We start from the raw sequence: 14,425 nt of genomic DNA, 5'->3' as shown, positions 1-14,425 counted from the left end.
TTACTTCCTGCGCTCTTCACGCTTTTTCAATGCTTCAGCCATCTTGCCGATTTGATTACGGTAAATCCAAGGCAGAAAGCGTTTTACAAAATATGCACGACGACCGACGGGATGCGGATTGCAAATCAGTTCATTTTTCTGCATCGAGACGTAAGCCGCATCAGCTACATCATCAGCATCTAAAGCGGATGATTCGAAGACTTTATCGACGAATTTCAACATATCCGGATCAGATGTCTTCATTCCCACATTTAAATTGGTGCGGAAGAAGCCCGGGCATAATGCAGTAGTGCCAATGCCGTACGGTTTTAATTCGTAATGCATAGTTTCTGACAGTGCAACAACACCGGCTTTTGTCACGTTGTAGGATGCCATCGAAGGTGCCACCATTAAACCGGCAAGCGATGCAACGTTAATAAAGTAGCCAGAACCTTGTTTTTTCATCAAAGGTGTAAAGGTTCGACAACCAAGAGCCACACCTTTTAAATTGATGTCGATGATCCATTCCCACCACGCCCACTCACCGGCATCAATACGATCTCCAGTAGCAACACCCGCATTGTTAATGACGACATCAATGCTGCCCCAACGCTGACTCACTTCTTCAGCTAGCGCTTGCCATTGTTCAGGACTGCGAACATCCAAAGAATAAATCCAACCATCGCTGCCGGCAGCTTTGACCATGGCTAACGTTTCTTGCGAACCGTCAGCATTAATATCGGCGATACAAATATGGGCTCCAGCTTTAGCAAAGCGCAGCGCTAAGGCACGACCTAAACCGCTAGCGGCACCGGTAATTAAAACGTGTTTCATTGTATATTTACCCTAATTTAAATTATCGCTGAACGCTTCGACCAGAGGTGTATCGCATTCTAGTCCGCGAACAAACGGCTACTTAAGAGCCGTTTGTGCCACATCCGTTTGATTCTTACTTTTCTGCCATGTATTTGCGATATTTCATCAGTTCAAACTTCGCTACTAATCCACGGTGCACTTCATCAGGGCCATCAGCCAGTCGTAAAGCGCGAGCCTGAGCGTAAATACCGGTTAATGGGAAGTCATCGGATAAACCGCCGCCACCATGAATCTGCATCGCCGCATCGCATATTTGTTGCGCAATATTCGGGGCAATTACTTTGATTTGCGAAATTTCACTCATGGCAGCCATAACGCCGACCTTATCGATGATCCACGCGGCCTTAAGAACCAACAAACGCGCTTGTTCAATACTCATACGAGCATTGGCAATGATGTCGCGGTTACCACCCAGATTGGCAATCGGTTTACCGAATGCCGTGCGGCTAACGGCACGCTTACACATCAACTCAAGCGCTTTCTCCGCCCCACCAATTAAACGCATGCAGTGATGAATGCGACCAGGCCCCAAGCGACCTTGGGCAATTTCAAAACCACGGCCAGGGCCTGCGATCATGTTGCTTAACGGCACGCGCACGTTATCGAATGTCATTTCACCATGACCGAACGGCTCATCGTAGTGACCAAACACCGGCAGCATGCGCTCGATTTTCACACCAGGTGTGTCAAAGTCGAACAACACCATAGAATGCTGCTGGTGACGATGTGCTTCAGGGTTGGTTAACCCCATAAAAATACCGACTTTGCAGTTAGGATGGCCGATTCCGGTAGTCCACCACTTGCGACCATTAAGTACGACTTCGTCGCCTTCAACAATTGCGGTTGCTTCCATATTGGTGGCATCAGAAGACGCCACGCCGGGCTCAGTCATGCAAAAGGCCGAACGGATTTCACCCGCCATCAATGGCTTTAGCCACTTCTCTTGCTGTTCGGCCGTGCCGTACTTCTCTAGCACTTCCATATTGCCGGTATCTGGCGCATTGCAATTGAAGATCTCAGACGCAATAAACGAGCGCCCCATAATCTCAGCCAACGGTGCGTATTCAAGGTTGGTTAAGCCAACACCGTGAGATTCATTCGGGAAGAATAGATTCCAAAGGCCTGCGGCTTTCGCTTTTGCCTTTAACTCCTCGATGATCGGTAGCACAACCCACTTATCGTCTAGGCTGTGCAACTCGCGCAAGTAGCTTTCTTCAATCGGATCAATCTCGTTCTTCATAAACTCAGAAACGCGTTTGATGTATTCCTGAGCCTTGGGGGAGTGCTGGAAATCCATTCGATTTCTCCTAGTGGATAGCAATGATTGAATTCAGTGTACGCAGAGGATTCAGATAGATGAAATGAATAGTTGTTATCTTCAACTATTCTTAAATCTTATGAGTGAGAATCTAGCACTGAATGCGTCAGCGGGACAAAATCGGACACGAGCGCAGAATGAGATACGAACCAATCTAAAGCGCAAACAACGAACTCTGCACTTTAGAAGTGCAGCAATCAAAGCACTCAAACGAAATATTGGCTCAATCCGCAAAAAATCCGAAGAATAACTCAGGATTTTTCTTATTATTAAACATGGCATAGCTCATGCAGTGATGTTAACTAGTGAGCCAACGGCGGCTCTTACAATTTAAAGAATTCTGGATAACGGCGTCCATCTCACGAGCAATTTTTGTTTGTGGGAGGACGCCGTTTTTTTTGGCTCCGAGCCAAGCTGTCCAAACGATTGACTAACTTTTAATAACCTTATGAGGTGAGACTATGTCTTATTTAGCTCCAGCGGAGTTCGTCACCAAGATGGTGGATGCAGGCGAATCTAAAATCTTTATGTCGACGCGCGATACATTAATTCGTGCTTATATGGCAGGTGCGATTTTGGCATTGGCTGCGGCATTTGCGGTAACCGTCGCGGTCCAAACGGGTGTGTTTTTAATCGGTGCAATTCTATTCCCTGTCGGTTTTTGTATGCTGTACTTAATGGGTTTCGACTTATTAACCGGTGTGTTTGTCTTGTGTCCATTAGCATTATTAGATAAACGTCCAGGTGTAACCGTCGGCGGCATATTGCGTAACTGGGGCTTAGTTTTTCTCGGTAACTTCGCCGGTGCTTTAACGGTTGCCTTTATGATGGCTTTTGTTTTTACAATGGGCTTCAACACGGATCCAGGTGCTGTGGGTGCCAAGATCGCTTCTGTTGGTGAAGCGCGTACTTTAGGTTACGCCGAACATGGTGTAGACGGTTGGTTGACTATTTTCATCCGCGGCATGCTATGCAACTGGATGGTATCAATGGGCGTTGTGGGCGCAATGATCTCCACCTCAGTAAGCGGTAAAGTTTTGGCCATGTGGATGCCAATTATGTTGTTCTTCTTTATGGGTTTTGAACACTCAGTAGTAAACATGTTCTTGTTCCCTTCTGGCATCATTATGGGTGGCGACTTCTCTATCGCTGATTATTTCATCTGGAACGAAATCCCAACCGCTATCGGTAACCTTGTCGGTGGTTTGGCGTTCACTGGCCTAACTCTATACACTACTCACGTACTGACTAAGCCAAAGCGTAATGCTTAATAGAACGCGGGCTGTCTTTAAATAAAAGACGGTAACTTAAAAGCCTCAGTAAGTTATTACTGGGGCTTTTTTCTTAGGGAAATAATGATGGAAAGATGCCTGAAAGTAACCGTTGGACAATGCTCAGATAAGGGCATTAAAGATCTCAATCAAGACTTTCATGGCGTTGCTATTCCGCAAGAACCCCAGCTTAGCTCTAAAGGCATTGTCATCGCTCTTGCTGATGGCATTAGCAGTAGCACCGTCAGCCAAATAGCAAGCGCGGCAGCTATTAATGGTTTCTTAAGTGATTATTACTGTACTTCCGAAACTTGGTCGGTAAAGCAGTCCGCACAGCGTGTTTTATACGCCACAAACTCATGGCTGCACTCACAAACGCGTCAAAGTCAATATCGTTACGATAAAGACAAGGGCTACGTCTGCACTTTTAGTTGTTTAATAATCAAGTCCAATACAGCACATGTTTTTCATGTTGGCGATACGCGCGTCTACCGCTTGCATGATACATCCATGGAGCAACTCACTAACGATCATCGCCTGTGGATATCGGAAGACAAAAGTTATTTAAGTCGCGCGCTTGGCATTGATCAACAACTGGATATCGACTACCAAACCTTTGCCGTAAGCAAAGGCGAAATTTATATGTTAGCTACCGACGGAGTGCATGAATTCGTCAGTGCCAATGATATTATTGCCAGCATAAAACAGAGTGGCGACAACTTAGACTTAGCCGCTCAAACAATTGTCGATAAAGCTCTTGCCAACAAGAGTGATGACAACCTCACGATTCAGATATTACGCATCGACGACTTGCCTGATCAAGGTCTCAACGAGGTTCAACTACAAATTACCGACTTACCTTTCCCGCCAGAGCTGGATGCTCGCATGGAATTCGATGGCTACGAAATTATTCGTGGTTTGCATTCTACGAGTCGCAGTCATGTATTTCTGGCTAAAGATATTGAATCTGACCAACGCGTGATTCTTAAAATTCCTTCAATTGATTTACGTAACGACCCCGCCTATTTAGAACGTTTTTTGATGGAAGAATGGATTGCTAAGCGAATAGACAGTGCTCATGTACTAAAGCCTATAGCCAATGCCCGCCAACGACAGTTTTTATATGTAGCAATGGAATTTATTGAAGGTAAGAATCTTGCCCAATGGATGCGTGACAACCCAAAGCCGAACCTAGATGACGTGCGCGACATTGTTGAGCAAATAGCTAAAGGACTGCGAGCATTCCATCGTTTAGAAATGCTGCACCAAGATTTAAAGCCCGATAACATCATGATTGACCAAAGCGGTACGGTGAAGATCATCGACTTTGGTGCCACCTTAGTCGCTGGCTTAGAAGAGATGGAAAGCGCTATCGATCAGCCATTGATCTTAGGCACTGCACAATACAGCGCACCAGAATATTTTTTAGGTGAGAACGGCAGCATCTATTCCGATCAGTTTTCATTAGGTGTGATCACCTATCAGATGCTAACAGGCAAGTTACCTTATGGTTCGAATATCGCTAAAGCTAGAAGTAAAACAGCACAAAACAAACTAAAGTATCAATCACTGATTAGCGATGACTGCGAAATTCCTGCATGGATTGACGATGCTATTCGCAAGGCCGTATACGTCAATCCTTACAAGCGCTATGAGGATTTATCTGAGTTTGTTTACGATTTACGCCATCCCAGTAAAACCTTTTTAACTAAAACAAAACCGCCCTTACTGGAGAGAAACCCAGTCGTATTTTGGCAATCGGTCTCGATCATATTACTGATCGCAGTATTTATACTACTGTATCAAAATAACTAACGTTTGAATTCTCTTAGTGCTTACGTTGAAGGCGCAATAAACGTGGAGATCTGTCGCCAGGATTTTTCTCCACTCGTCGCTACAAAATTTATTTTTGTCCGGTAGGGCAGATCTTCCTTTGTGCACACTTTTATCAGTTGCCACTGTGCATTATCACTTAGTGCCGATAAATTGGTGGCCCCCTCAACCGTCGCTTGGTTTAAGCCATTTACAGTAATTTCTACTGAATCTAAATCATGAACAAACGATTCTATTTTGACCTGATATGAATTACACAATCTATCATCAGCTTGAAGTACATATAATTCATTTCTATCCCGCTGAACATTGAATAGAAGATCGGTTTTATTCACAAAACCTATCGTTATGATGACGATGCACACAGCAGTAACCGCTGAATAAGCAAATAAACGTGGACGCCAGAAGCGTGCTTTACTAGCAGTAAGTATATTATCTGATGCAAATCGGATAAGTCCTTTCGGTTTACCTAAGTGACGCATGACACTGTCACATGCGTCGATGCATGCTCCGCAATCAATGCACGCCGCTTGTAAACCATTGCGGATATCAATACCAACGGGGCAAACCTGAACACATAAAGTGCAATCTACGCAGTCCCCTTTTATGCCTAGAGCCTTACTTTTGTTTCTAGGCTCTCCTCGCTCGACATCATAGCTAACAGTATAGGTATCGCGATCAAACATAACACTTTGGAAACGTGCGTAAGGACAAGCATGAAGGCATATTTTCTCGCGCACATAACCTGCATTTAAGTATGTTAAGCCGAACATGATTAATAACCATCCGGCGACATCAACTGGCAGCGTAAACGTTAATAGCCCATGCAATAACTCTCGACTAGGAAAAAAATAGGCTGAAAAACTAAAGGCGGTTACAGCAGAAACAATTATCCATAAGCCATGTTTGGTTAGCTTTCTGATCATGCGATTGAATGTTAACGGTTGTTTTCTTGCCCGCTTACGCGAATTACCTTCAGTAAAATCTTCAATCCGAATAAACATCCAGCTCCAGATACTTTGTGGACATGCAAAACCACACCAAGCGCGACCAATCGTCATTGCCATTACAAACAATATTAGTGCCGCGACGATCAATAGCCCTGCCAGCAAAGGCAAATCGTTCCACGAAAGGCTCCAAGCAAACACTCGTAATTGATGCTCTGCTAACGAAAACTGAATGGCCTGTTTGCCGTCGTATTGAACCCAAGCCATGACGACAAATAGTGTCACTAATGGAGCTGACACTAAGTAGCGCAGACGCTGAAATAATCCAGATACCAGCCGTACATGAATAGTCCCATTCGCAATATGCTTGGGGCTATCAAGATTATAAAGAGGAATGTTAGTCATACGTTTTACTCTGCTGCAGGCCACCTCGCTATGAAACACCATTAATTGTTCCTATATTAGGTATAGATTCTGAATAAATAATAGGTACAGTTGAGCAGGGTGAACTAGACAGCACGAGGACGAATGAATAACTTTCGCTATTTAGAACTTGAAACGTGGTTAAGAGAAGGCATTACCAATGGCCGTTGGAAGAGCGGTGCTCGGCTCCCATCCATCCGCCAACTTTGCGAAGACCACAAAGTCTCTAAGGCGACTGTTCAGCATGCTCTACATAGGCTTGAGGCTCAGCGCCTAGTCATTGCCAAGCCTAAATCCGGCTACTTTATTCCGCACGAAAGAGCCGTGAAAGTGTCTTCAAAAGCACAAGTAACTAATGCGCCAACGCTGATTACCGTTAGTGATGTGCTCATCGACGTCATGTCTAAAAATGCGGCATTTGATCTGATGCCAAGTTTCGTCGACGGTGAAAAGCCTTCGAGTATTGTCGCCTTAAATCGAAGCCTCACTCGAGCGCTTAGAAGACAAAAAGGTCACTTACATCAGTATTACGATGTCCCAGCCGGTGATATCCACTTACGCAAGCAGTTGGCTGAAATGATGCACCGAAGAGACTGTGCAGCGCAGCCAGAAGAGCTATGCATCACAAACGGCTGCCAACATGCACTCTTCCTCGCGTTAATGGCTACGTGTCAGGCTGGGGATGTCGTTGCGGTTGAGTCACCTGGTTTTTATGGCGCCTTACAGCTGTTAGAACAACTGCAACTCAAAGTCATTGAAATACCAGCTTCATACACGACAGGAATTGATATTGCGGCGTTAGAATCAAACTTAAATGTATGGCCGATAAAAGCCATCATTGTGACGCCCAACTTTTCTACTCCAACCGGCTCACTTATGCCAAACGATAACCGCATTAAACTACTCGCTCTCGCCGAGAAATTCGATATTGCCGTTATCGAAGACGATATTTATGGAGAAATGGGATTTCATAGCGCCACTCAACCACTGGCTGCACTTGATGAACATAGCCGCGTCATTAGTTGCAGCTCGTTTTCCAAGAGTCTGAGCCGCGATCTAAGAGTCGGTTGGATCAAGGGCGCTCGATGGCATGAAAAAATAATAAAATTAAAGCTGATAACACAGTTAGCGAGTAGCAGTAGCACCCAACAAGGCCTCTGTGACTACATTGCCGATGGCAGCTATCACCTCTATCTTCGTCGGCAAAAACAGACGCTACTACAACAGCGTGATCAGTTACTGACTTACCTGTGCCAAAATTGGTCTTTTGCTGACTATACTGTACCAGAAGGAGGAATTTCGTTATGGGTAACACTCCCCGAACATTGCGATACGATGCAGTTATATTCCCAGCTTAGTCGATCTGGAATTACGATTATTCCCGGCCCTATTTTTTCAATTTCTAATCAATTCAAATCTAACCTCAGATTGAGTTTCAATCATCAGTGGACAGAAGAGAGAATAAAAGCCTTAAATGTATTGAAGAAATATATTGCGTAAATTCATATACCTAAACAATAGCCAAGGACTAATAAAAAACGCAGCTTAAAGCTGCGTTTTTTAAAACCGTCACTGGTAGATCTTACCTTTTTTCTCATTTTTATCAGGCCGGGTCTTAAAGCGCTTATGTAGCCATAAATACTGAGAAGGATGTTCACGCAGTCTGCTCTCTAAAAAAGCATTTGCTACGCGTGCATCTTCGACTTCATCGTCACTAGGGATTGGTAATGGATCATAAGCGGTTAGTACATAACCACTATTATCTTCTTTACGAAAGTAGGTCATTGGAATAACAACCGCGTTGCCTGCCTTGGCTATTCGAGAAGTAGCAGTAATAGTTGCTGCAGGTACACCAAAGAAATCGACAAACACACTATTCTTACGTCCAAAATCTTGATCTTGAGCATACCAAAGCACATTGCCTTTTTTCAGCGTTCGAATAAATCCACGAATATCTTTACGGGTGAAACATTGCTGATATAAACGATCTCGATTGCGTTCCATGACATAATTCATGACAGGATTATCTTGAGGGCGATAGCTCACGCTTACAGGCAAGATATTCGTGGTTAATGAACCTGCCAAATCTAGCATTGAGTAATGAGCGCCTAAAAGCATCACACCACGACCTTCAGCCAGGTGAGATTTAACCTGATCAAAGCCAATGAACTCGGTACGATCAAGTAGATAATCTGGAGCACGAAACCACGCCATCATGGTTTCCATTAAACCAATGCTGTTGTCGATGAAAATCTGACGAACCAATATTGCCCGCTCTTGCTCTGATTTCTCCGGAAAGCAGAGTTCAATATTACGTTCAGCAATGCGGCGCCGACTTTTTGCAACTTTATGCAGTAACAAACCAATAACGCGGCCAATCGCTAACTGCCAAGCATAAGGTAAAAACGTAAGAGCGCGCAGCAATCCCAGCCCCAGCCACACGAACCAGTGCTGGGGCATCAATAAAGATTTAGGCATTCAACCAGTCCAAGTAGGCGAACACACCTTGTTCTACGTTAGCAAATGCATCGGTATAGCCTGCAGCACGCAATGCACTAATATCTGCTTCAGTGAAGCTTTGATATGCGCCCTTCAAATGTTCGGGAAATGGCGTATACGATTTACTACCTTGCAGGCCTTTTTCACCATGCCACTTAATCACGGCGTCAGCGACATCATTAAAGCTCTGACAGTTACCCGTTCCTAAGTTAAAGATGCCACTTTGTGTTGGGTTTTGCCAAAACCATAAATTGACTTTGACGACGTCACCAACAAAAACAAAATCGCGACGCTGTTCGCCATCACCATAGCCACCGCTGCCACCAAACAACTTACAGATACCGTTGTCTTTTAGTTGATTATTAAAGTGGAAAGCGACCGATGACATTGAGCCTTTATGCTGCTCGCGCGGACCATAAACATTAAAATAGCGGAAACCAACAACCTGACTTGGAAATACTTTATCTGGATAAGTGCACTGTAGTTGGCGTACGTATTGATCAAACTGCCACTTGGAGTAGCCATAAACGTTTAACGGCTTTTCGAAACGACGTTCTTCTTTAAAAACATCGCTGCCACCGTATACAGATGCACTGGACGCATACAAAAAGGCGATGCCTTTTTCTAAACAAGCATGTAGCAAAGTTTTAGAATATTCATAGTTATTTTCCATCATGAATTTGCCATTCCACTCTGTAGTGGAAGAACAAGCACCTTCGTGGAAAATCACTTCAACGTCATCAAGCAGGCCGTCATCTAATTGCACACGCTGCAAAAAATCGTCTTTATCTAAATAGTCAGCAATATCGCAATCGCTGATATTGTAAAACTGCTTACCATCACTAAGGTCATCAACCACAATAATATCGGTGCGGCCTTGTTCATTAAGCGTTTTTACAATATTGCTACCAATAAAACCCGCACCACCGGTCACGATAATCATGCATCTGTCTCCTGAATTCGTTTTACAATCGCACTAGTAGAGCAGTTGTCTTTAAAGCTTAAAATAATAACGTCGCCACCATTTTTTTGTACGCACTGGCCACCGGCCACTTGCTCAATTTTATAGTCGCCACCTTTGACTAAAATGTCAGGTAATACTCGGCAAATTAAGCGTTCAGGCGTGTCTTCAGTAAACGGGACAACCCAATCAACACTTTCCAGCCCTGCCAACACCGCCATGCGATGATCAATGGTATTGATCGGTCGGCTTGGACCTTTTAAACGACTTACCGACTCATCCGCATTAACTGCAACTAATAGTCGATCACCTAGTGCTTTGGCTTCTTTTAAATACTGCACATGGCCGGGATGAATAATGTCAAAACAGCCATTGGTCATGACTAATGTTTCACCACGCGCACGCGCTTCTTGCACTAAAGCCATTAAGGATTCTTCATCAAATAAACCAGCACCTTGCTGACTCTCGCTGCGTAACTCACGACGTAATTCTTCGGTTGTTACGGTTGCCGTGCCCAACTTACCAACGACAACACCCGCAGCAGTATTAGCTAACGTCGTTGCCTGTTGGAAATTTTGACCTGCGGCTAAACACGCGGCTAATACCGAAATAACGGTATCGCCGGCACCGGTAACATCAAACACTTCACGAGCGCGCGTTGGTAGGTGGAAAGGTTCAGCATCGCGCTCTATCAGAGTCATACCTTTTTCGCTACGCGTGACCAATACTGCCTGCAAATTATAACGCTGAATTAACTCCTGCCCCTTAGCGACCAATTGCTCATCGGTTAAGCACGGACCAACAACGGCCTCGAACTCACTAAGATTGGGGGTAATTAAAGTGGCACCGCGATAGCGCTCGAAGTCGGTACCTTTTGGATCAACCAAGACAGGAACATTTTGCTCACGCGCAACTGCAATTAAGCGCTGCGGATTACTTAAAGCCCCCTTACCGTAATCCGACAAAATAACGACACCCGCACCTTTGATACGCTGATCAAAATCGACATACAGATGACTTAAATCGGTCGCATCAAATGCTTCTTCAAAATCCAGTCGAATCAATTGCTGATGACGGCTGATAATGCGTAGTTTGGTAATCGTGGGGTGCAGAGGATGATGGAGAAAGCTACAATCGACGCCAGATTTTGCCAACATATCAGCAAGCGCAGAGCCGTTGTCATCATTACCTGTAATTCCGAGTAAATCCACTCCTGCGCCAAGCGTCGCTATGTTGAGAGCTACGTTACCGGCTCCACCCGCGCGATTTTCAATATCTTGAATTTTAACCACTGGGACAGGCGCCTCAGGTGATATACGCGAGGTCGGCCCTTGCCAATAACGGTCCAACATTACGTCACCAAACACTAAAACACGGGCTTGATGAAAATCGGGAATGGTTACATCCATCGTTAACTTCACACGAATTTTGAAAGGCGCCAGTCTAACATATTGATCTAGCCAGTTCCGCTATTCAGTGTTTCATTACCTAGGCATATCAGCACTCACATTGGCTTGTGCTATGATTTGACTCCCGTCGCCTGTGTTGATTTGGATTATCGTGCCTCGATACTTATACACCCTGCTTTATACTCTGTTACTGCCGATTTTTGTTGCGCGCCTCTGGTGGCGTGGTCGAGTAAATCCCGGCTATCGTCAACGCATATCTGAGCGTTTTGGCATCATCCCACATCGTCCTGCAGCAAATGGCCTCTGGATTCATGCGGTATCGGTCGGCGAGACCTTAGCCGCTGCACCACTGGTGCGCCGCTTTATGCTGCAACATCCTAATGTCCCCGTGATAGTTACCACCACAACGCCAACGGGATCTGAACAAGTTAAACGACTATTCGGCGAAAGCGTGTTTCACATGTACTTGCCTTACGATGTTCCATTATTTTTAACGCGATTTATCCATAAGTTACGGCCCGGCTTATTAATTATTATGGAAACAGAGCTTTGGCCCAATTTACTGGCTAGCTGCGCCAAGCACCGAGTGCCGGTAATGCTTGCAAACGCGCGCCTATCGGAGAAATCAGCGCGGGGTTATCAGAAATTTAATAAGCTAACCGCACCGATGCTCAGCCAGCTGAGTCTTGTGGCCGCGCAGAATGCGGATGATGGCCAACGCTTTTTGTCCTTGGGGCTTGCTGAAAATAAACTCGATGTCACCGGCAGTATTAAGTTTGATGTGACTGTTCCAGCAGGTATTAACGCTAAGGGGGCGGAGCTACGTCAGCAATGGGGTAGCGAACGTCGTGTACTGGCTTTAGCCTCAAGTCATCCGGGCGAAGATGAACGTCTTTTAGACTTATATCCGCAACTGCTTAAAGCCTGTCCAGATTTGTTACTGATGCTGATACCACGACACCCAGAACGTTTCGAGGCAGTGACCAACGCAGTACGCAGTCGCGGACTAAGAGTGCAACGCCGCAGCAATGGCCCAGCAACAAAAACAACCCAAGTATATGTCGCCGACAGCATGGGTGAGATGCTGCTGTTACTGGCCGCCGCCGACGTGGTGCTGATGGGCGGTAGCTTGATCGAACGCGGTGGGCACAATCCGATTGAACCAGCAGCGCTCGGTAAAGCGACGTTGATTGGCCCTAATTACACCAATTTTGCTGCAATTGTGGACACCTTAGTGGAAGCGGAAGCGCTTGCGGTCGTCGATGCCGATGACGGCTTGTTAACGGCTCTACAGACATTTCTGGCCGACCCAGAACGGTGCGCTGCAATGGGCCGCAATGCTCAGCAAACTGTTGATGCGAATCGCGGTGCCGTTGAGCACTTAAGTGGTATAGCGGCTGGATTTTTAAGGCTCTAGGCTAATCACTAGGCCAACTAATAGGTATAAAAAAACAGCGGCTAAGCCGCTGTTTTTTTTGTTTCTAATCTTAAACATTAATGTCTAAGTTATGCATCCAGCCAAGTGTTCAACATTTGAATATCTTGCTCATTCAAGGTGCCGGCAAAGAACTTAAGATTCAGCAAATTGATGATGTAGTCATAACGAGCATTCGCATAATCGCGCTGTGCTTGATAAAGATTACGCTGTGCATCCAACACTTCAACGATGTTACGCGTACCCACTTTATATCCTGTTTCTGTTGCATCTAAGGCACTCTTAGCCGACTTGATCGCCTGCTTACGCGCTTTGATATTCAACACGTCTGTACGCACTTTGTGATAAAGACTACGAATATTTTGCTTCACATCACGACGTTGCTTCTCTAAATCGTAATCTGCAGCGGCATAGTTCAAGGCTGCTTGCTTGCTCTGTGCATATAACGACCCTCCAGCCAGCAATGGTACAGATAACTGCACCCCTACCACTTTTGTAGTGCTATCGGTTGGGTCTTCACTGGTACCAAATGGTGCCTGATCGGCTTCTGAATAAGATGCGACTAATTTTACCGTTGGTAAATGGTTTGAACGCGCCGCATTGCGCTGCAAGCGCACCGTATCCCGACCACTTTCAGCCAACAATATACTTGGATATTTGCTCAAGCCTGAAGCAACCCACTCATTCGGATCCGAAGGCTCAGGCAACTCCATCACTATTTTTTCTTTTAGGGGGGCAACACTTTCGTAGCGCTCACCGGTTAGGTTTTCGACTGCTTCATAGCTGATCTCTAGCGCAGCTTCTTGACCTAACAGATTCACATAGCTCAAATCGTAACCCGCTTGCGCTTCATATACTTCAGTAATGGCAATCAAGCCAACGTCGTAACGCTGTTTCGTTTGCTCAAGTGAACGCTTAACGGCCTTTTCTTCTGCTTTCGCAGTCGATAGGTTGTCTTGTGAGCGCAGCACATCAAAGTAAGCTTCTGCTGTGCGCAACAGCAACTGTTGTTCTGCCAACTGCAACTGAAGCTCCGAGCCTCTGTTCCCTGTAATCGCTGCCCGATAAGAATACCAACTATTCAAATTAAACAGCGACATGCTCGCCGCTAGCTCTAACTCGTTAAGGGTATAATTTTTGTTGGCATCGACCGATTGACCAGTGGTGAAGTCGATTGACTCAGCTTCTGAATTAATCTTACTGATGTTGTAATTTAGCTGGGCCTGCGGCAGTAAAGCACCGCGAGCAATCATGACGTTATAGTCATCCGCTTCGCGAGAAGCGCGCGCCGAGGCCACTTCAGGATCGTTACTGGCTGCTTGTTCATAAATGGTGCTAAGGTCAGCAGCGCTAGCAAGGGTCGACGCTAGCAGGGCTGAGGTAATCGAAAGCAATTTTTTCATACTAGTGCCTTTCGCAACGGGCGGTGTAAAAATAGAGTATTTGGATTCTACCAGAAAAAATCCAATCTACC

The 14,425-nt window shown here is 45.4% G+C and carries 11 protein-coding genes; 4 read left to right on the top strand and 7 right to left on the bottom strand.

Annotated features, from left to right (window positions below; all coding sequences use genetic code 11):
• Both TOL_RS00215 and TOL_RS00210 read right to left on the bottom strand, forming a co-directional pair.
• Positions 1–813 carry an SDR family oxidoreductase gene (locus TOL_RS00215; RefSeq protein WP_015485238.1) on the bottom strand — a complete coding sequence of 271 codons (813 nt, stop codon included), beginning with the start codon at positions 811–813 and terminating at the stop codon, positions 1–3.
• A gap of 115 nt (positions 814–928) precedes the next feature.
• Entirely contained in the window at positions 929–2,152 is a 1,224-nt protein-coding gene (locus tag TOL_RS00210; RefSeq protein WP_015485237.1) for an acyl-CoA dehydrogenase family protein, read from the bottom strand.
• A 482-nt stretch (positions 2,153–2,634) separates the two neighbouring features.
• Between TOL_RS00210 and TOL_RS00205 the strand changes: the two genes are divergently transcribed.
• Positions 2,635–3,444 carry a formate/nitrite transporter family protein gene (locus tag TOL_RS00205; protein WP_015485235.1) on the top strand — a complete coding sequence of 270 codons (810 nt, stop codon included), beginning with the start codon at positions 2,635–2,637 and terminating at the stop codon, positions 3,442–3,444.
• An 87-nt stretch (positions 3,445–3,531) separates the two neighbouring features.
• The gene (locus TOL_RS00200) at positions 3,532–5,259 is read left to right on the top strand and encodes a bifunctional protein-serine/threonine kinase/phosphatase (protein ID WP_015485234.1); all 1,728 of its coding nucleotides are present in this window, start codon (positions 3,532–3,534) and stop codon (positions 5,257–5,259) included.
• A 20-nt stretch (positions 5,260–5,279) separates the two neighbouring features.
• Here the strand turns inward: TOL_RS00200 and ccoG are convergent, their stop codons facing one another.
• Entirely contained in the window at positions 5,280–6,671 is a 1,392-nt protein-coding gene (gene ccoG, locus TOL_RS00195; protein ID WP_015485233.1) for a cytochrome c oxidase accessory protein CcoG, read from the bottom strand.
• Between the two features lie 81 nt (positions 6,672–6,752).
• On the opposite strand from ccoG, the gene TOL_RS00190 reads away from it, so the two are divergent.
• The gene (locus TOL_RS00190) at positions 6,753–8,147 is read left to right on the top strand and encodes an aminotransferase-like domain-containing protein (protein ID WP_015485232.1); all 1,395 of its coding nucleotides are present in this window, start codon (positions 6,753–6,755) and stop codon (positions 8,145–8,147) included.
• Positions 8,148–8,216: 69 nt separating this feature from the next.
• Here the strand turns inward: TOL_RS00190 and lpxL are convergent, their stop codons facing one another.
• From lpxL to hldE, 3 genes are read right to left on the bottom strand one after another with little or no spacing between them, the layout of a single operon-like run.
• Complete coding sequence (gene lpxL / locus TOL_RS00185; RefSeq protein WP_025264416.1) at positions 8,217–9,125, bottom strand: LpxL/LpxP family Kdo(2)-lipid IV(A) lauroyl/palmitoleoyl acyltransferase; 909 nt, start codon at positions 9,123–9,125, stop codon at positions 8,217–8,219.
• The gene (gene rfaD, locus TOL_RS00180; protein WP_015485230.1) at positions 9,118–10,089 is read right to left on the bottom strand and encodes an ADP-glyceromanno-heptose 6-epimerase; all 972 of its coding nucleotides are present in this window, start codon (positions 10,087–10,089) and stop codon (positions 9,118–9,120) included. Before rfaD ends, lpxL begins: the two co-directional genes overlap by 8 nt.
• Positions 10,086–11,516 (bottom strand): bifunctional D-glycero-beta-D-manno-heptose-7-phosphate kinase/D-glycero-beta-D-manno-heptose 1-phosphate adenylyltransferase HldE, encoded by a 1,431-nt coding sequence (hldE, locus tag TOL_RS00175; protein WP_015485229.1) that lies wholly within the window; start codon positions 11,514–11,516, stop codon positions 10,086–10,088. The genes rfaD and hldE overlap by 4 nt, the downstream gene beginning before the upstream one ends.
• 151 nt (positions 11,517–11,667) lie before the next feature.
• On the opposite strand from hldE, the gene waaA reads away from it, so the two are divergent.
• Complete coding sequence (gene waaA / locus TOL_RS00170; protein ID WP_015485228.1) at positions 11,668–12,933, top strand: lipid IV(A) 3-deoxy-D-manno-octulosonic acid transferase; 1,266 nt, start codon at positions 11,668–11,670, stop codon at positions 12,931–12,933.
• Between the two features lie 89 nt (positions 12,934–13,022).
• On the opposite strand, the gene TOL_RS00165 is transcribed toward waaA, so the two are convergent.
• Entirely contained in the window at positions 13,023–14,354 is a 1,332-nt protein-coding gene (locus TOL_RS00165; protein WP_015485227.1) for a TolC family outer membrane protein, read from the bottom strand.
• Between the last annotated feature and the right edge of the window lie 71 nt (positions 14,355–14,425).

Source organism: Thalassolituus oleivorans MIL-1 (assembly GCF_000355675.1).
Lineage (GTDB): Bacteria > Pseudomonadota > Gammaproteobacteria > Pseudomonadales > Oceanobacteraceae > Thalassolituus > Thalassolituus oleivorans.
Note: the sequence above shows the minus strand (reverse complement) of the source record. Positions and strands in the feature narration are given on the sequence as shown.

Excerpts from the sequence above, each read along its gene's own strand:
- TOL_RS00215 (WP_015485238.1), bottom strand. The coding sequence starts at position 813 with ATGAAACACGTTTTAATTACCGGTGCCGCTAGCGGTTTAGGTCGTGCC.
- TOL_RS00210 (WP_015485237.1), bottom strand. The coding sequence starts at position 2,152 with ATGGATTTCCAGCACTCCCCCAAGGCTCAGGAATACATCAAACGCGTT.
- TOL_RS00205 (WP_015485235.1), top strand. The coding sequence starts at position 2,635 with ATGTCTTATTTAGCTCCAGCGGAGTTCGTCACCAAGATGGTGGATGCA.
- TOL_RS00200 (WP_015485234.1), top strand. The coding sequence starts at position 3,532 with ATGGAAAGATGCCTGAAAGTAACCGTTGGACAATGCTCAGATAAGGGC.
- ccoG (WP_015485233.1), bottom strand. The coding sequence starts at position 6,671 with ATGGTGTTTCATAGCGAGGTGGCCTGCAGCAGAGTAAAACGTATGACT.
- TOL_RS00190 (WP_015485232.1), top strand. The coding sequence starts at position 6,753 with ATGAATAACTTTCGCTATTTAGAACTTGAAACGTGGTTAAGAGAAGGC.
- lpxL (WP_025264416.1), bottom strand. The coding sequence starts at position 9,125 with ATGCCTAAATCTTTATTGATGCCCCAGCACTGGTTCGTGTGGCTGGGG.
- rfaD (WP_015485230.1), bottom strand. The coding sequence starts at position 10,089 with ATGATTATCGTGACCGGTGGTGCGGGTTTTATTGGTAGCAATATTGTA.
- hldE (WP_015485229.1), bottom strand. The coding sequence starts at position 11,516 with ATGGATGTAACCATTCCCGATTTTCATCAAGCCCGTGTTTTAGTGTTT.
- TOL_RS00165 (WP_015485227.1), bottom strand. The coding sequence starts at position 14,354 with ATGAAAAAATTGCTTTCGATTACCTCAGCCCTGCTAGCGTCGACCCTT.